Here is an 18,064-nt window from a genome sequence, read left to right on the forward strand (position 1 = left end):
ATCGTTGCTCCCCTTTGCATGTTGGAATTTAGTATACCAAATCGGTGTTTCGAAGACTTCCGAATTTACATCCGACTCACCACCTTAACGAAGTGTACAGCGGACGGGGAATCAGCCCTTGACCGAGCCGACGAGCATCCCTTGCACGAAAAACCTTTGCACGAATGGATAAATGACGAGCACCGGAAGCGTCGCAACCACGATCAGCGAATACTTGAGCAGCTCCGCCATCTGCGCTCTCTGCACCTGAATACTCGGGTCCATGACGCCGGCGCTGTTGTTCTGGATAATGATGCTTCGAAGGACGAGTTGAAGCGGATACAGCTTATCGGATTTCAAGTAGATCAGGGCGTCGAAATAGGCGTTCCACTGTCCGACCGCGTACATGAGTACGAGCACCGCGATGATCGGCTTGGAGAGCGGGATGACGACGCTGGCCAGAAAACGCCAGTCGCTGCACCCGTCAATCTCGCTCGCTTCAATCAACTCCCCCGGAATCGTCGACTGGAAGAAAGACCGCGCGATGATGACCTGCCATACCCATACCGCGTTCGGAATAAGCAGAGCTAGGCGGGAGTCAATCAGTCCGAGTTCCTTGACGACCATATAGGTCGGAATCAATCCCCCGTTGAACAACATCGTGAACGTGACGAGCATAAGGATCGCGCTCCGTCCGAAGAACGATTTTCGGGACAGCGGATAGGCCAGCATGATGGTTAGGATCACGCTGACGATCGTGCCTGCCGTCATATAGAACAAAGAGTTGCCGTATCCGGTCATGATCTGAGGCGTTCGAAAGATCGTCTCGAAACCTTTGAACGAAATATCCACCGGCCACAGCCACACTTGTCCCGAAGTGACGGCGGTAGGGCTGCTAATGGAACTGCTGAGAATGTAGATGAGCGGATAAAGAACGACGATCAACACGACGGTCAAAATCGCATAGATTGCGATCATAAACGTCCGGTCGCCGGCCGATTCCCGGATTTTGCGCCGTGGCGCCGCTGCGGATATAGCCATGTGAACTCTCTCCTTACTTGAACTTGGATTGCGACGAAATGCCCGCTGCACCTACTACCAGATGCTCGTGTTGGATAGACGCTTCGCTAGGGTATTTACTGTCACGAGAAGGATCAGGTTGATCACCGAGTTGAACAATCCGACGGCTGTCGCAAAACTGTAATTGGCGTTTAGCAGGCCCATACCGTAGACATAAGTTGCGATGACCTCGGATGCAGGCAGATTAAGCGAGTTTTGCAGCAAATAAATTTTCTCGAAGCCGATCGTCATGACATTGCCGACGTTTAAGATCAGAATAATCGTAACGGTCGGCAGAATACCGGGCAGATCGACGTGGATGATTTTCTGCAGCCGGGACGCCCCATCTACTTTGGCCGCTTCATACAGCGTCGGATCGATGCCGGCCAGCGCCGCCAAATAGATGACTGCCGAATAACCCGCAGTCTGCCAAATTTCTGACCAAACGTAGATCGATCTGAACATGCCCGGCTCGCCCAGAAAATTGATCGGCTCTAATCCGAAATGCTGGAGCGCGACGTTCGCAAAACCGAGCCTCGGCGCCAAGAACAGCATGAGGATGGACACCATGACGACGGTAGAGATGAAATACGGGGCGAACGTGACGAGTTGGACGACGCGCCTGAATCGCCCGCTGCGTATTTCGTTCAACATGAGCGCGAGCAGAATCGGAATCGGGAAGCCCGCTAGTAGAAGGTAGAAGCTAAGCAGCAGTGTGTTTTTGAGCAAGGTCCAGAAAATCGGGTTTTCGAAAAACAATTCAAAGTGTTTGAGGCCGACCCACGGGCTGCCCCAAATGCCTTTAATAACATTAAAATCTTTGAATGCCAGCACCGCGTTAGCCATCGGGTAATACTTGAATATTAGAAAAAACAGCAGAGGAGGCAGGATGAGCAAGTAGAGCTGCCAATGATTTTTAAGGCTTTTGACCGCCTGAGCCGCATATCCCTCCCGCGTTCTCCGAATGCGCTTTAACGTTTGTTTTTCCAAAATCTCGGACGATTGCAGAATGATCCCTCCTGTTCGGTGAACGGCTTATGATAGCGCTTTCTGTGCTTGATATTAGGACATTTCCATGCTTTTCGGATAGGTACAATTCGGTGTTTTTGCATCCCTTTCTCCCGATTTTCGGGGGACATTTCGCCGTCTCCCGGCCACGAATCGCAGCGCTTTCATTTTGTCGTTTACGGGGGATGTTCCGCGCGTCAAAAAGGACCTCGATCCCCGTTGGTTCGGGAATTCGAGGTCCTATAAGTCAGTCCTAGTCGGTGCCGTTAGCTCAAACAGTACGGCTAGCCATATGTGAAGATGCTCGGTTCCGCGTCAATCCTCCGGCGTCTGGCGATACGCGCTCGGTGACACACCGATCACGCGCTTAAACGCTCGCCGGAACGAATGGGAGCTGTTGTAACCGACGAGAGCGGCGATCTCATCGATCGTATGGCCGTATTCTTTCAGCAATTGACCCGCCCGATCCATTCGCACCCGCTCGATATAATCGGATAAGTTGTCTCCCGTCACTTCCTTAAAAAGTTGCGAAATGTATTTCTCCGGCCGCCCGACTTGTTCCGCGAGCCGGTACAGGCTGAGATCAGCATTGTTATATTGCTCCGCGACGTGTTCCTTCAACTGCTCGATGAGACGATAGTGCTGGTCGTTCCTTTTGCTCGCAATCATACCGCATAAGGCTTCCATAATTTCCAAGATCTCGTCCATCAAGCTGCCAATCGGTTCAGACGGCTGAATGGCGACAATGCGGTTCTTGATCGGATCGATTGTTTCGGAACACGCGAACGTTTTTTGGTCCAGAAGTTTCAGGAGTGTCCCCTTCATCTCGAGGGCGAGCTGGTGCCTCATCTCGGGGGACAACTCTCGCGCGACCGTATTCTGCTCGGAGATCCGGTGGACAATTCTCCGCGCTTCGGCGATCTCGCCGGCCCGAATCGTGCCGATTAGACGCATCTCCACGTCGAGCGGGTAATAATAAGCTACGCTGTCCAGTGGCATCTCGTCGTACCATGTGATCGTCTTCGCTTGGTTTAATGCCGCCGCATTCTCTATCGTCTGCTTCGACTGTTCGTAAGCGTGGCTGATCTCCGTAATTGCCGCGAATTCGCTGACCGCCGCTTTCACGGAAATCTTGAATTCACGGAACAGCGAATCGGCGAGCCTGGACAGGACAGCATCGATCTGCCCCCGGCCGTAATTCCCGTCGCTTAATTCGGTCGCGAAGAGCGCCACAACTTTATCAGAGCCGAGATCAGTCGCCGGAACAGGCCCGATCATCTCTTGAAGCGTCTGCTTCAGCACGAGCCGGGCGGCGTGAAGCTCATTCAGAATATCGACGCTATCCATGCCGGAATATCCTTGAATTTGAACGATTGCCACGTACCCGGACGTACCGCTCAAGCCCGCGTTCGACTGAACTGCAGCTGCGACAATCTCTTCGTGCGACTGAAACTCTCCTGCGATGAGCCGCTTATAGAACGCGTCCCGCACGAGCGGCTGCTGACGCCGCAATTCGGACTCGAGATGTTTGTTGTTCGTGATCATCTCGGCGATGTTCCCATGCAGAAAATCGTATTCGTTCCGGTCCTCATTCGTTTCGGTGACTTGGGCAAACGAATTAAGGAGTCTGTGGATCGGCGCGCTGTTCCAATAGGCCATCGTGAGCCCGATCAGCAATCCCAAGACGACGGCTCCGCCGATAACCGTCCACGAAATCCATTTGATTTTATTCGCGTTCTCCATAAGCGCTTTTTTCGGAATGCCAGCATGATAAACCCAGCCGTTCGTCTCCGAACGGATCGTGACTACGAGGTCGTCCTTGAAGAACTGGCTTGTACGCGTTCCATCGAAACGGGCGTCCGCGGCTAGCGCCTCTGCGATCTCCTCGTTATCTCCCTGGCGGCTAATCGTGCGACCTTGATCGTCCAGAATGTGAACCCATCCGCCGTTCTTGTCCGTTATGCCCGACAGCAAGCCGGCGATCGATTTCTCGTCGATGATGACGACGACGACGGCCGGGGAAGAATCCCCGAAGCTGTCCAGCGGCAAGGATTGCATATAAGAGATAGCCGTCGTCCGGGAGTTGGTGGTCGTGAACGGACGCAGAGGCATCATTTCTCTTCGATGCGTTTCGTTCAATACGAGCCTCCTCCATTCGGAGACGGACAAATCTTCGTATTTATAATTTTCGTAGTAATGCTCCGGACGGAAATAAGCCGAGCCTGGAGTCATCACAACGTCGTAATTACGCAAATAAATAAAGAAGTGTTTCAAGAAATCGTTTGTCTGCCCAAGCGTCGACAAGTCTTTCATCGTCTTCCAAATGCCGAACACATTCTGCTTATTGTCCGATCGGGGCTCATTCATCAGCACATTTAAATCTTGATTGATCGCGAGGGTCCGCGTAAAACCTTCCACCTCGGCAATTCTTCGTTCCAGAAGCTCCATGCTTTTCTGCAACTGATTAACGCTGTTCTCGATGGAAAGGGATTCCGTGACGGAAATCGAAGTTCTATAAGACATGTAACCGGCGATGCTCGGAATGAGCAGAATCACGATGTACGAAACGAGAAAATTTCTAAAAATTCTGGAATGTCTAGGCATGCCAAGCCTCCCCCCCTGATGAGAGCGCTATCATAACAAAAAAAATGCGAGCTACGCAAGTTCCTGCCATAAGGAAGAGCAACATCCGATCGGATCGCGATCGGCGTTGCTCGTTATCTACATTATTTCCTTATACATCGAAACGCGACTTAATGAATTGAGCTAGCATCTCGATAGCGTCACCGTATTCGAAATCTTACCGGATGGGGCAAGCTGGCGTAAAGGTACAATTCCGGAATTAGCGTACGATTATCCCTCGCCGAATCCTGAAATCGCACCGTACGAACTGTTCCCTACGCTTGCATAATGGCGGATTACTGCGGATTCGACCGCAAACGAAGGCGAAAACGGAATTTCGCATCTTCCCCGTACCACATCGGGAAATTCGTACCCCAGATGTTATTGTGCAGATTGAAGTGCCAGCCTCTGTCGAGCGGAGCGAAAGATTGGTCGAATTGCAGCAGCCTGCCGCCCCCTGGCGCGGCCAATGCGGCGTCCAGCGTCTCAATGCATGCCGTTCCGTCCGCTCCCTCGTAATGAACGCCTTGGCCGACGCCGTGCAAATTGCGGTTGCCGCCCTTCACGACGTTCAGCGGCGAAAAACGCTGTCCGAGCTTGTCCATCTTCCACAGGTTCGGATTGTCCACGTTCAGCGCGCACTTGAACCAGCTCGCTTCGGGCAGTCGGTTGGCCTCCTTGCCGAACCACTGCAACGAGACGTCGATCATCTCCGATCCGAAGGCATAGACGATCTCAAGCTCCGACGGAGCGCCGTATTCCTCATGCGCTTCGGCAGGCATGGCCAGACGAAGCCGATAGCGCCCATCGTCCAACCTTTCCAGATCGGTCAGGCTCGGCGCGTACAAGCGGTGGCTCGGCAACGGACGAACAAATTCGAAGCCCGGCTTGCTGAAATCCGCGTCTGCCCACGGATGCGTGACGGGCAAGTTCTGCATATACGTGCGGAAGTACCGGGCGTAATCTTCCGTGCCGAACGTCTCGTAGACATACGCCCCGAACGGATGCGCCTCGTCCGCCCAACTTTTCCCGCACGCGTCGGACAGCAGGACGAGCGCCCCGCTACCGTCGAATTGCGCTTGCCAGCCATAGCCGGCATTGATGCTTGCCGCCGGACTAAGCTCGGCGCCGCTCGATCCGCCCGGCTTCGGCTTCAACTCCTCGAAGGCGCGCTCCGCCTCGTCGCGCAAACTGGCGTCCAGATGCGACACCGCCAGATCCACGTACCGGCGCTGCTCGGCCCAGGAGCTCTCAATTCTCGAATACGAGCGGCGGCTCTCTTCCTGGGAGAATAGATGGGCGGAATGCTTGTCGAACTCGTTCATCGCGAACGCCCCGATATAGCCGAACTTCGCCGGAATGTCGTTTGCGTCCACTTCATCCTTAAGCCGAGCGGCCTGAAAATCGCGCTTGGCGTAGTTGCGAAAATCGGGCAGCCATTTTTTCACGTCCAGCCCCCACGTATGCTCGGCGACCATCAGCATGTCCATGCTCATACGACGGTACGCCTCGTCCGTTCGCTTCAGCTTCCCTTCCGCCAGCCATCCGTCGCGCAGGCGCTGAAGCTCCCGGAATCGCGCCAGCTTGAGCGGATCCGTTCCCGCGCCGTGAATCCACGTATCCCCCAGCTCTTCGCGAACGACGGGAAGCTCGTTTCGCGCTTCCAGCAGCTTACGCGCGAACGCGTCCATCGTCGAAGCGATGACTTCCGCCCCGGGATAACGCTTGGAGATCTGCGCGAACTGCTCCCGAATCTCCTCTACGGATGGCGGGCCGCAGTTGTCACCCGTATGGGCGAAAACAAGTACGTCCCGAAGCCCTTCAAGACTCAGATCTTCTCCGTACGTACCCGCGTAATTGACGATGAGTTCCGAGCCGTCCTCCGCCTGCCAGCGGAACAGCCTCGGCACGTCCGGCCGCTTCGATGCCGGATTAACTCCCAGATGCAAGTAGCGAAGCCCCGCTTTCGCCATAAGAGGAACGATGCCCAGCGTATGGCCGGGAACGTCGGTCATTTTCGCCGCGATCGTTTCTTTGCCGTACCTGGCGTCCAGATCGCGGCCGATCGACAAGCCGAACCGGAACAGCTCCTCGTCCATCAGCTCGGTGTGCGTCGTGCACGGAAGTCCGTGCCAAGCGATATGCCCCCGGGCGATGGCGTTCTCCATCCGGCGTCTTTCCTCGTCCCCGGCCGTGTCCATATAGTGCTGGATGAGCCACGAGCCGGTCGTCCAGACGAATCCGGCCGACCCTCCCTCATCATCCAGCCTTTCTGCGAGCGCGATCGCCTTCGGAATATATTCCTGTCGGTACTGCTCGGTCACCCGGGCCGCGAGATGGGTAAAACCGATATCCAAATGCGTCTTGAAAACGACATGAACTCTCTCAATCGTGGTCATATTATCGTCTGCTCCATCCTTCCGAAGACTAATCGCCATCTATACTCTTGAGCGGCGAATGCAGTACGTCCGGCCCGTCTCGGTAACGAACCGGATTGTTCCTTGTTCCGAGCGTTGAACGGGAATATCCGCACCGTCCAACGTAACGGTAAGACCATCGGCCTCCGCGATCTCGCAATCCCGGCCGCGCAGGGAGCGAACGCTCGCCTCCTCCAGGCGGCCTTCCCGCCAGCGAATGTCGACCTCGAAGCCGCCGCGGGCGCACAGCCCTTCTACACTGCCGTTCGGCCAGGCTTCCGGCAATGCGGGAAGCAGCTCCAAAGCCTTCTGATGCGACTGCAGCAGCATCTCGATAATACCGGACGTCGCGGCGTAATTGCCATCGATCTGGAACGGCGGATGCGCGTCGAACATGTTCGGATACAGGCCGCCTCGGGAATAGTTCATGTCCCCTCCGGACAGCCTCATCAAATTTTGTAGCAGCTCGAAGCCTTGATTGCCTTGACTGAATCTCGCCCAGAGACCGATCTTCCAGCCGAGGCTCCAACCGGTTCCCTCGTTGCCGCGAATTTCCAGGGAACGGCGCGCCGCGGCGAATAGCTCCGGTGTGTCACGGACAGTCAGCTGCCGACCCGGATAGACGCCGAACAGATGCGACACGTGGCGATGATGCGGATCCTCGTCCTCGAAATCCTCGAACCATTCCTGCAATCTTCCGTCCCGACCGATCTGTGGCGGATATAGCTTGGCTCTCGCGCCGCGGAGCTCTTCCGCGAACACTTCGTCAGCGCCCAACGCCTCGGACGCTTCGATGCAATTCGTGAACAAGTCCCAAATGAGCGCCATGTCCATCGTCGAGGCTCGGCTTATTCCCGCCGTCTTACCGTCATAGCGGAATTTATGTTCCGGCGAAGTCGACGGACAGGTGGATAAACGTCCCATCACGTCCTCCTCGAGGAAATCGAGGCAGAACAGCGCAGCTTCCTTCATTATCGGATAAGCGTTGTCCCGCAAATAATCGAGGTCGAGACCGAAAGCGTAATGCTCCCACAGATGCTGCGCCAGCCAGACGCCGCCCATCGGCCACATCGCCCAGGAGGCGTCGCCCTCGCCGCGTCCGCCCGCCGGAGCCGAATGCCCCCAAAGGTCGACGTTATGGTGGGCGACCCATCCCCGGCTGCCATAGTGAAGCTCGGCGGTTTTCCGCCCGGTCTTCGCAACTCTGCCGATCAGGGAGATCATCGGCTCGTGGCATTCGGACAGATTGGCCGTCTCCGTCGGCCAATAGTTCATCTGAGTATTAATATTGATCGTATAGTTGCTGCTCCAAGGCGGGCGGGTCTGATCGTTCCATATGCCCTGCAAGTTCGTCGCCTGCGTTCCGGGACGGGAGCCGGCGATCGTCAGATAACGTCCGTAATGAAATAACAGCTCGACGAGATTCGGATCGGCGGCGCCGTAAGCGGTGATTCTCTCGTCCGTCGGCATCTCCTCCGAAGCGCGCCGTTCTCCAAGCGACAGGCTGACTCTGTCGAACAATGCGCGATAATCGGCGATGTGATCATCGCGAAGCGCGGCATAGCCCTTGCCCACAAGCCTGTCCAATTGCTTCTCAGCCTCTGCGGCCGCATCCGGCGCGCCATTAAAGGTCGTCGCCGCGGAGAAGAGGAACGTGATGCTGTGAGCTCCTCGCACCTGTAGGCCGTCCCCGTCCGCTCGCACCTCGCCGCCATCCGCTGTAGCGTGCAGAACGCCCGCAAAACGGATCGCCTCCGACGTCTCGTCGTCTCCGTACACGATCGGATTCGAAGTATCGTAATAGCTCGGATCGACATGCTCCGGAGCGATTCCGCGGAGAATGAAGCGTCCGTTAGCTGCCGAGGTCTCATAACGCAGCGGGCTGTCCAGCCGAGCGCGAACATCCAGCACTCCCGGCGCGTCGGCTTCCAGCCGCAGAACGAGGACGTTGTCCGGGTAGGAGACGAAGAGCTCCCGGGAATGGCGAACTCCGCCGATCTCATACTCAACCCGCGACACCGCGTCTTCCAGATCCAGAGATCGCCGATACGAGCGGTGAACATCCCCGTGGCCGAAAGCCAGAACGAGATCCCCGAACGGCAAATAGGACTGCGAGAAATCCCCCATCATTTCCTTGCTCTTCCGGTCGGCCTCCTCATACAACCCCGCGCTCACGAGCCTGCGAACCTCGGACAGCACCTTCAGCGCGTTCTCGTTGTTGACTTCCTTCGACGGCGTTCCCGACCAGAGCGTATCCTCGTTCAGGCCAATGCGGTCACGCTCGACTCCGCCGAAGTGCATTGCTCCGATTCGTCCATTGCCGAGCGGAAGCGCTTCTGTCCACTTGGCCGCCGGCTTGTCGTATTGCAGCTTCACGGGTACCACTCCTTTAACTGTTTCGCTCGATTATGATCGATTCGCGAAGCTTGGACGCTCCTATTCCATTCCATGATAACAGTTGTCTCGGACATCGACGTCGCTGCATGCGAGCAGCCGAACCGTGTCCTCCGGCGCAGTCGGTCCCGTGGCGGAACGAATCTCGTTGCCGAAGAACGCGATACCCTGCGTGCTCTTCGCTTCCAGCAAGAAGGAGGCTCTGCTCGTCTCGAAAACGTTGACCGCGACGCGGATGTTGCGATGGACTGGCGCATCTTCGTCGACCTCTTCGTTCTCAGGCATGATTGAGATGACCGCGCAGCCGGGTTCCCCGCATGCGACGAACCGGTTGTCCCGGATCGTCAGGTCCTCGACGCGGCCGGATTCGTACCAGGATGCCGCGTCGTCCGCCACGAGCACGGCGCTCATCCGCAGCCGCTTGAAGACATTGCTGGCAAGAACGACCGGACGCCTCGTCGTCGCAAGGACACCCCGGGTCGGAATCCGGGAGAATGAGCAGCCCGTCACGCGGAGCTCGGGTGTCCAAGTGACGTTCTCGATGACGTCTCCTTCCCCGATTCCTTCCGGAAGCCGATCTTCCAGCTTCAGCAGCATGACCCGCGGCTCCGTCAGCCGGGCTTCCTTGACGCGGCCGGTCGCGTACGGGAGCAACGTGCCGGGCCGCACGAATTCGATCTCGTCTCCGGCGCCGAACGCCTCGAAGCCGTACGTCTGCGGGTGCATGAACCGGACGGCGAGCTCATCGCCGGTCGGCGCGCCGACGATCCGAAGATGCGTGCCGTGCACATTGATCGCGTCGTCGTGGGCGCCCGAGAATACGGAATCCGCGATCTCGACAACACCCCGGCAGCCCGATAGATGGACGAAATCGGCGAAAGCGGCGACCGTGCGACCTGTCTCCGGACGTGGCGACAAGTTCAATTGGCGAAAGTTCAAATTTTCGCTGAACTGCCCTACGATGCCCAAGCCGTGCATAAAATGAACGCCGACTCGCTCCCACCGCACGTCCTTGCATCGATGGATGAACGCGCCTACCTGGTCGCGGATGCCATCCCTCGCTTGCAGCACCCAACCCGCTTCAAGAGCTTCGCCGGAATCACGACCCTCGTAGAAGAACCGGATGCGGCCAGGCGCAGTCTCTTCGACTTTCGCCGCCCGAGCGAGCACGTTGCCGATTCGCCACGTCGCATCGCGAATCGGGTCGTACGCCTGCACCGGACCTTCAAGGAAGCTCCAGCCGTCCCCAACCCAGCGCAGCTTACCGTCATGGACGTCATAACGCGTATCCGCGTGAACAGTAACGTCCATGAAACCTTCCCCCAGCTTGTCGATCGTCATCTCGACGACCGTCGGCCGGGAATAATCGAAACCGACGTCCCGAATCGTCGTTCTCACACAGCCGTCGAGGGCCAGCATCGTCATTTTCCCATAGAAAACGAATAGGGAACCACCGCCGTCCAGCTCGAAATCGTTCATGTCTTTCAGCCAGATCGCGATTGTTTTGACGGGATCCGGATTTTCCTCTTCGCTCGCCGTGTTCGTCACGTAATAGGGAACGCGGTCGGCGGATTCAGGATGGAAATCGTACCGCCCCGGAGCTACAGCCAGCTTGACCGGTCCCCGGTGTCTCTTGGCCGCAGCAATCGCCCGCCGGAGGCCGGGACCGGCATCCTCTCCGGAATCCGGCCGAACGCCGAAATCCACGAGCGACAGCTCGAGCGGCTTGTTTTCGTTAACGTTTACCATCCGCCTCTCTCCCTCCCTATCCGTTTATTCGTCTTCCTTGAACACCGGCTTGACGCGAAGCCGGAACTTGATCGCACGCTCGGCTAACCGATAACGCTCGGCCAGTTCTGGCCCGCAAGAATTGGAGCCGACTCCGCTCATCTTGTAATCGACGTTCACATAGGTTTCTTCGCTCTTACGCAGCAGGTGATGATGCGTCGCACGGGCAAGCTCCCCGGCGGAATAGTGCGAAGCGCCGAACGAGAACGGATCGTCGCTCTCGAACCTTAAGCCCATTCCTAGCTCATTGGAGGCGATGGCCCATTCCGTGCCGTAGCGGGCGCCGTTTTCCTGCGGCCGGATATACGGCTCGAACAGGTCGTCCACGGTCGTGAGGTAATGTCCCTTTTTCGCGCTTTGCCGCTTATCGACGTAGCTCTCATGTGGGCCGTAGCCGAAATATTCGACCTCTTCATTGCCCTTTGGCATCGTCAACTCCAGGCCGAACCTCGGCAAATACGGCAGCCCTTCGCGAACTTCCGCGTTCACGGCCAACGAGATCTCTCCCGCGCCGTCAAACGTCCATACGGCCTCTCCGCGCAGGATCGGCTTACGGGTATGGCCGCCCAAGGCAAAGCTTACCGCGATTTCCGCGTTCGCGTCGTCCAGCCTGCGCCATTCGCAGGTATAGGTTTTCATTCCGGCGCGATCGTAGCCTTCATTCAACCATTGCCTTTTCACGTGCATATCGTTATCGGTTGGCGCTCTCCAGATCGACAGGCGTGCGGGAGCGGACAGCATCTCGAGCCCGTGCTTCGCGATACCGCGAAGCGTTCCCTCCGCCAGATCGAAGCTGTGCCGGAAATCGGATCCCTCCAGCACGAGCTCGGATCCTTCTTGCCGAATCCGGAGCTTTCGCGCGTTTCGCGAAAAAGACGAACCGTCCGATGTCCCTTGCTCCGCCTCCGGACGCGCCGCCTCCAGCTCAAATTGCGCGAATGCTAGCTCGTAACCTGCTTCCGCCCAAGCTGATTGCTCCTTCGTTCGCGTCGATAGCGTCAACAGGCGGACGCCGTTTCCGGCGGACGTTTCCAGTTCCAAGCGCTGCGTCGCTCCCGGACCGGCATCCAACTGCCAGACCGTTCCTTGGCGAACGACGTTCCCGTTCTCCTCCAGCAGCCAATGGACATAAATGTCAGACAGATCGGAGAAATCCCGCAAATTCGCGATCTCAAGGGATACGCCGTTCTCGGTCATCCCGAGCAGCCCGATCCGCACGGGAGCGATGACCTGCTTCAGCTCTAGCAAACCGACATGCGGCTTGCGGTCCGGAGTGACGAGGCCGTCGATGCAGAAGTTGCCATCGTTCGGCACGTCTCCGAAGTCGCCGCCATAAGCGAAAAACGGAACGCCTTCGGGAGTCGCCGTCCGAATGCCGTGGTCCGTCCATTCCCACACGCATCCGCCCATCAGCTTCGGATAACGGTAAATGACGTCCCAGTAATCGCGTAGATCACCCGGTCCGTTGCCCATCGCGTGGCTATATTCGCACAGGAACAGCGGCTTGGTGTTGGCCTGGTCCAACGCGTACTCTTCGATCGCATCAACCGTCGCGTACATCCGGCTCTCCATATCAAGACTGTCCGTATTCGTGCTGCCTTTATAATGAGGAGCCGCTCCTTCGTAATGGACGAGGCGAGACGGATCGCGTTCTCTCGTCCATTCCTGCATCGCGATATGGTTCGGCCCGTATCCCGATTCGTTGCCCATTGACCAGATGAGCACGCAAGCATGGTTTTTATCCCTTTCGACCATGCGGACGGCCCGTTCAACGAACGCTTCCCGCCAAGCCGGATCATCGGTCAGCAGATGACTGCCCCGCTCGTCCGAAGGATCCCCATGTCCGAGACCGTGGCACTCCAGATCCGCTTCGTCGATGACGTAGAAACCGAGCTCGTCGCACAGATCGAGAAACCGGGGGTCGTTCGGGTAATGCGACGTCCGCACCGTATTGACGTTATGGCGTTTCATCAGCTTTAAATCCCGGATCATATGATGAAGCGGAATCGTCTGCCCTAGAGAAGGATGCGAATCGTGGCGGTTCACCCCTTTCAGCTTAATCGCCCGGCCGTTCACCGTGAACACGCCATCGATCACCTCGACGCTCCGGACCCCGACCGCGAAGACCAGCATTTCATCGCCCGCCCGGACGCTAAGCCGGTACAAATAAGGGTTTTCCGCGTTCCACAACGCTGGCTTGTCCACCGCAAGCGAGATCGTTCCGCTTCCGTTCAAAACAATTTCGCCACCGCCGACTTCATGCCCTTCCTTGTCGATCAATCTAACGGTCGCTTCGACTTCTCCCGTCGTTTCCAGTTCGATGTCTAGTCGGGCCGAGCCGAGATCGTCGGACAACTGCTGCCGTATAAATACGTCGCGAATGTGTTTTTTATCCCTCGCGAGCAAATAGACGTCCCGAAAAATGCCCGAATACCTCCAAGCATCCTGATCCTCAATGTAAGAGCCGTCGCACCACTTGAGCGCCAGCACTGCGATCCGGTTGACGCCGGTCTTTAGACCCGTCAGGCGGAACTCCGACGGAACGCGGCTGCCTTGGCTGTAGCCGACAAAGCTTCCGTTTACCCACACATAAAAGCAGGAATTGACGCCTTCGAAAACGACGTAAGTATCTTTTTCCGCCCAGCTTTCCGGAATCTCGAATTCTCTTGCGTACGCCCCGGCCGGATTCCGGTCGGGCACGAACGGAGGATCGCACGGAAACGGATAGTTGATGTTCGTATAATGAAGCTGGTCGTAACCGTTCGTCTGCCAGCAGGAGGGTACGAGAAGCTCGTCCCAGTCCGCGAGGTCCGCGTCAGTCCGCTGAAAGCCGTCTGGAACGTCCGTAACACTGTCGTAGTAGCGGAACTTCCAAGCTCCGTTCAAGGTCCCATAATACGGGGAACGGCCCCTCTTGCCTTGCTTCGCGGATTCGAAGTCGGCGTAGGGAACATAGTGGGCGCGCGCGGGCTCCCGGTTCGTGTGTAAAATGGAGGGATTCTCCCAATTTCTCGGTATAACGATCATGGTCGGCAACCTTCCTTTCCCCATCGTTGATCTTGGACTCAGTATCATTATAAAATGTGCTATACTGATTCCGACAACTTGCGAAAAGGACACATCCTCGTACAAAATGGACATTCTGAGAGGGGGAGCTCCGATGAAATTTGAATTCCGCTCAAATTTGTTCGCGGAGGAGGCCGTTCTTCCTTTTACCGTATATACGATAGGCATGGAACAGCAATCTGCCATCAGCCGAACGGAGGGCTTTTCTGCCCATCAGCTGCTCGTCACCGCTTCTGGCAAAGGCCGCGTGCATCTGTTCGGACAGAACAAATGGGACATCGTCGGCGAGAACACCGTCCTGTACATTCCGGCCGGTTTCCCGAACGAATACGTACCGGTCATCGACGGAGACTGGCTCGTCGGCTACGTATCGTTCCACGGCTCGGCGGTCGCCCGCGCTTCCTGGGGACTCGGCGATTCGCCAGCGGTGTTTCCCGTCCGTTCGGTCGACCGGTTGATAGAGTTGCTCGGGCGAATCTGGGAGCATTCGGGCGCGAAATACGACACTTGGGCCGCTTCGGAGCTTTTTTTCTCCTTGCTGATCGAGCTTCGCAGACAAATGCCGGACAAGCGTTCCTTGTCCTCCGCTCACGGCCCCGCTCCAGGCGGCTCACGTGAATCAACCGTGCTCCAGGCGGCGAAATTCATGCAGGATTACTTGCACCGGGACATCAGCATCGCCCGCCTCGCGGAGCAGGTCGGCTATTCCCAGAAGCAGCTCACGCGGCTGTTCCTCCGGACCTTCGGAACGACGCCGCTGCAATATTTGCGCCACGTCCGGCTGAAAGCAGCCGAGTTGCTGCTCGAGTCCGGCGGCACGATGTCCATCGCCCAGATCGCCCGGCACGTCGGCATGGAGCCGACTTATTTCACGCGGGCGTTTCGTCAAGCGCACGGGGTCGGCCCGGGGGAATACCGGCGGATCAAGGATCGGGAGACGCAAGAAGCAGCGCTGTCCGGCAACGTTCCGACGTTTAAGTGACGTCTTCGCGGGCATTGCAACGGTCTCGCAGACCGTTAGAGCGTACAACTTCCGCTTCGGCGGACCCGTAACGGTCTCGCAGACCGTTAGAGCACACAACTTCCGCTTCGGCGGACCCGTAACGGTCTCGCAGACCGTTAGAGCACACAACTTCCGCTTCGGCGGACCTGTACCGGTCTCGCAGACCGTTACAGTCGCCAAAACTTCGTTCGCGGGCAATGCAACGGTCTCGCAGACCGTTAGAGCACACAACTTCCGCTTCGGCGGACCCATAACGGTCTCGCAGACCGTTAGAGCACACAACTTCCGCTTCGGCGGACCCGTAACGGTCTCGCAGACCGTTACAGCTGCCAAAACTCCGTTCACGGTCTATGCAACGGTCCCGCAGACCGTTACAGCCGCCATAGCCCGAAACTCATTCATCTCCCCCCTTATCGCAGAACTCCCGTCAGAATCATAGTCACAAATTCCACTCCAACCGGGCGACATGTGCCGGCATCAATTCCACTATTGAACGGGCACGATCGGCGATTAGAAGTGGGCTCGTTTCTTTTTCAAGAAAAAAGCCGTGAATTCCGTAATAAAACGGAACTCACGGCCTGCGCGATGGCTAGGATTTGCTCTTGTCGTTGCGTGCTGCTCTGCGTTTCAGATGATTTTGATACGATGCTTCGAGCAGGCGGTTCATGCCTTCTTCGAACTCCCGGTCCGAAGGGGAATTGTCGATCTTGGAGTCGGGAAACCGGATATCCTTGATCTCCCAATTGTTCGTCTCCAGATTGTGCTTAAAACCTTTCGCGAGAAGAAACTTCCTTCTATTGTCCTTATATTCCGGAGCTTTGGGCGCTTCCTCGCGTGGCGCAGGTTCCTCCTCCGGTTCCTCGGGAGGTTTCGCAGCCGGTTTGATTCCGCGCGCGGCGTCCGCCTTCAGCTTCTCGTGTTCCGCCAAAGACATCGGTTTCTCGACTTTTCTCCCCTTCAGCCATTCCAGATCGTAGCGCATTTTGGAATTGATCACGTAATAGGCTTTGCCCCCGATCATTTCCTTCGGGATTTCGTCATGCAGCTCTTTGCGTTTCTTGAACCCTTCGACGATCCGGCGAATTTGCTCCTTCTCAACGTCGATCGGGACGGCTTCGTTGTCCGGCATATAGACGTCGCACATGACCTGCTTGAACAAGAAGTCGCCAAGTACGGAATCGAAGTAATGGGTGAACGAAACGACGATGTCTTTGTTGTTGATCCTAACCCTGTGATTCAAAAAAAATCCTCCTCATACTAAAAAAAGCACACTTCTTTCTATTATAGCCGAATTCGGGAGGGACAGCATGCATAATTCGGCGAAATTTGAAGAAAACGCTTGCCAAACGGACGAGTTGCTAGGTAGAATCAACAAGGAAAATCTTGAAAAGAACATGATTCGGAGGAATTATCAAAATGAGACGCGCCATCGGGGTTCATGAAAGACCCCCTATCGGACAAAGCATTACGCTGAGTCTGCAGCATCTGTTCGCCATGTTCGGCTCCACGGTGCTCGTGCCGAATCTGCTTCATGTGGATCCGGCGGTATGCTTGCTTATGAACGGGATCGGCACGCTGCTTTATCTTTTGATCTGTAAAGGCAAAATTCCCGCATACTTAGGCTCCAGCTTTGCCTTTATCGCGCCAGCGGGAGCGGTTATCGGCAAGTACGCTTCGGATGGAGACGGCTATGCGGCGGCATTGGGCGGCTTTATCGTCGCGGGCCTAGTCTTTACTCTTCTGGCTATCGTTATCCGATATACCGGAACCGGCTGGATTAACGTCGTGTTCCCTCCTGCAGCCATGGGCGCGATCGTCGCGGTCATCGGTCTGGAGCTGATTCCGGTTGCGGCACAAATGGCGGGTTGGATCCCAGATAAAGATGCTGCACCGGACTGGACGATGGATCCGAAAACGGTTATTCTGTCGATCGCAACGATGCTCATCACGATTCTCGGCAACGTGCTGTTCCGCGGCTTCATGCGTATCATCCCGATCCTAATCGGCATCGTGTTCGGTTACGTTCTCGCTTACCTGATGGGCATGGTCGACTTCGGCTTCATGAAGGGCCCGGCCTGGATCGATGCGCCGACGTTCACGACTCCCGTGTTCAAATGGATGGCCATTCTGACGATTTTACCGGCGGCGCTCGTCGTCGTAGCCGAGCATATCGGACACCTGATCGTGACCGGCAACATCGTCGAGAAGGATCTGTCCAAAGATCCGGGGCTTCACCGCTCAATGCTTGGCAACGGAATCTCCACGATGATTTCCGGCTTCGTCGGCGCCACGCCGAACACAACGTACGGCGAGAATATCGGTGTACTCGCGATCACCCGCGTGTACTCGACGTTCGTCATCGGCGGAGCGGCCGTATTCGCGATTGTGCTGTCGTTCCTGGGCAAATTCTCCGCGCTCATCGCCCATATTCCGCTGGCGGTCATGGGCGGCATCTCGTTGCTGCTGTTCGGCGTTATCGCGGCATCCGGCTTGAGAATGCTGGTCGAGTCGAAAGTCGATTACGGCAAACCATCCAACCTGTTCCTGACGACGATCGTGCTCGTGACAGGCCTTAGCGGCGTCAAAATTTCGGCAGGCGACTTCGAACTGTCGGGCATGGCGCTCGCTACCGTCGTCGCGATTGTATTCGGCCTGCTGTTCAAACTGTTCGAAGTGACACGGTTGTCCAACGAGAACGAAGACGCGGCGGAAACGACGAAAAAATAAA

General features: G+C 56.7%; 11 protein-coding genes. 2 read left to right on the forward strand and 9 right to left on the reverse strand.

Annotation, left to right across the window (positions count from 1 at the left end; translation table 11 throughout):
- Positions 1–111: 111 nt before the first annotated feature.
- The 7 genes from FPZ45_RS20960 to FPZ45_RS20990 form a co-directional block, all read right to left on the reverse strand.
- A complete protein-coding gene (locus FPZ45_RS20960; RefSeq protein WP_144706166.1) occupies positions 112–1,020 on the reverse strand; it encodes a carbohydrate ABC transporter permease in 909 nt (302 codons plus the stop codon).
- Between the two features lie 54 nt (positions 1,021–1,074).
- Positions 1,075–2,031 carry an ABC transporter permease gene (locus FPZ45_RS20965; RefSeq protein ID WP_425457034.1) on the reverse strand — a complete coding sequence of 319 codons (957 nt, stop codon included), beginning with the start codon at positions 2,029–2,031 and terminating at the stop codon, positions 1,075–1,077.
- A 330-nt stretch (positions 2,032–2,361) separates the two neighbouring features.
- The gene (locus FPZ45_RS20970) at positions 2,362–4,650 is read right to left on the reverse strand and encodes a helix-turn-helix domain-containing protein (protein WP_144706168.1); all 2,289 of its coding nucleotides are present in this window, start codon (positions 4,648–4,650) and stop codon (positions 2,362–2,364) included.
- A gap of 314 nt (positions 4,651–4,964) precedes the next feature.
- The gene (locus tag FPZ45_RS20975; RefSeq protein ID WP_144706170.1) at positions 4,965–7,067 is read right to left on the reverse strand and encodes a DUF5054 domain-containing protein; all 2,103 of its coding nucleotides are present in this window, start codon (positions 7,065–7,067) and stop codon (positions 4,965–4,967) included.
- Between the two features lie 39 nt (positions 7,068–7,106).
- Positions 7,107–9,461 carry a glycoside hydrolase family 95 protein gene (locus FPZ45_RS20980; RefSeq protein ID WP_144706172.1) on the reverse strand — a complete coding sequence of 785 codons (2,355 nt, stop codon included), beginning with the start codon at positions 9,459–9,461 and terminating at the stop codon, positions 7,107–7,109.
- 60 nt (positions 9,462–9,521) lie between these two features.
- Positions 9,522–11,228, reverse strand: coding sequence for an alpha-1,3-galactosidase-related protein (locus FPZ45_RS20985; RefSeq protein WP_144706174.1), 1,707 nt, complete (start codon positions 11,226–11,228; stop codon positions 9,522–9,524).
- A 24-nt stretch (positions 11,229–11,252) separates the two neighbouring features.
- Positions 11,253–14,294 (reverse strand): glycoside hydrolase family 2 TIM barrel-domain containing protein, encoded by a 3,042-nt coding sequence (locus FPZ45_RS20990; RefSeq protein ID WP_144706176.1) that lies wholly within the window; start codon positions 14,292–14,294, stop codon positions 11,253–11,255.
- 133 nt (positions 14,295–14,427) lie between these two features.
- Here FPZ45_RS20990 and FPZ45_RS20995 point away from each other — a divergent pair, with 133 nt between their 5' ends.
- A complete protein-coding gene (locus FPZ45_RS20995; RefSeq protein ID WP_186438490.1) occupies positions 14,428–15,315 on the forward strand; it encodes an AraC family transcriptional regulator in 888 nt (295 codons plus the stop codon).
- On the opposite strand, the gene FPZ45_RS21000 is transcribed toward FPZ45_RS20995, so the two are convergent.
- Together FPZ45_RS21000 and FPZ45_RS21005 are read right to left on the reverse strand one after the other, a co-directional pair.
- Positions 15,308–15,616, reverse strand: coding sequence for a hypothetical protein (locus tag FPZ45_RS21000; RefSeq protein ID WP_144706180.1), 309 nt, complete (start codon positions 15,614–15,616; stop codon positions 15,308–15,310). The two genes, FPZ45_RS20995 and FPZ45_RS21000, sit on opposite strands and share 8 nt — an antisense overlap.
- A gap of 309 nt (positions 15,617–15,925) precedes the next feature.
- Entirely contained in the window at positions 15,926–16,576 is a 651-nt protein-coding gene (locus FPZ45_RS21005; protein WP_144706182.1) for a hypothetical protein, read from the reverse strand.
- A 176-nt stretch (positions 16,577–16,752) separates the two neighbouring features.
- On the opposite strand from FPZ45_RS21005, the gene uraA reads away from it, so the two are divergent.
- Entirely contained in the window at positions 16,753–18,063 is a 1,311-nt protein-coding gene (uraA, locus tag FPZ45_RS21010) for a uracil permease (RefSeq protein WP_144706184.1), read from the forward strand.
- The last annotated feature ends 1 nt before the right edge of the window (position 18,064 follow it).

The organism is Cohnella terricola, from assembly GCF_007786475.1.
Lineage (GTDB): Bacteria > Bacillota > Bacilli > Paenibacillales > Paenibacillaceae > Cohnella > Cohnella terricola.

Excerpts from the sequence above, each read along its gene's own strand:
- FPZ45_RS20960 (WP_144706166.1), bottom strand. The coding sequence starts at position 1,020 with ATGGCTATATCCGCAGCGGCGCCACGGCGCAAAATCCGGGAATCGGCC.
- FPZ45_RS20970 (WP_144706168.1), bottom strand. The coding sequence starts at position 4,650 with ATGCCTAGACATTCCAGAATTTTTAGAAATTTTCTCGTTTCGTACATC.
- FPZ45_RS20975 (WP_144706170.1), bottom strand. The coding sequence starts at position 7,067 with ATGACCACGATTGAGAGAGTTCATGTCGTTTTCAAGACGCATTTGGAT.
- FPZ45_RS20985 (WP_144706174.1), bottom strand. The coding sequence starts at position 11,228 with ATGGTAAACGTTAACGAAAACAAGCCGCTCGAGCTGTCGCTCGTGGAT.
- FPZ45_RS20990 (WP_144706176.1), bottom strand. The coding sequence starts at position 14,294 with ATGATCGTTATACCGAGAAATTGGGAGAATCCCTCCATTTTACACACG.
- FPZ45_RS20995 (WP_186438490.1), top strand. The coding sequence starts at position 14,428 with ATGAAATTTGAATTCCGCTCAAATTTGTTCGCGGAGGAGGCCGTTCTT.
- uraA (WP_144706184.1), top strand. The coding sequence starts at position 16,753 with ATGAGACGCGCCATCGGGGTTCATGAAAGACCCCCTATCGGACAAAGC.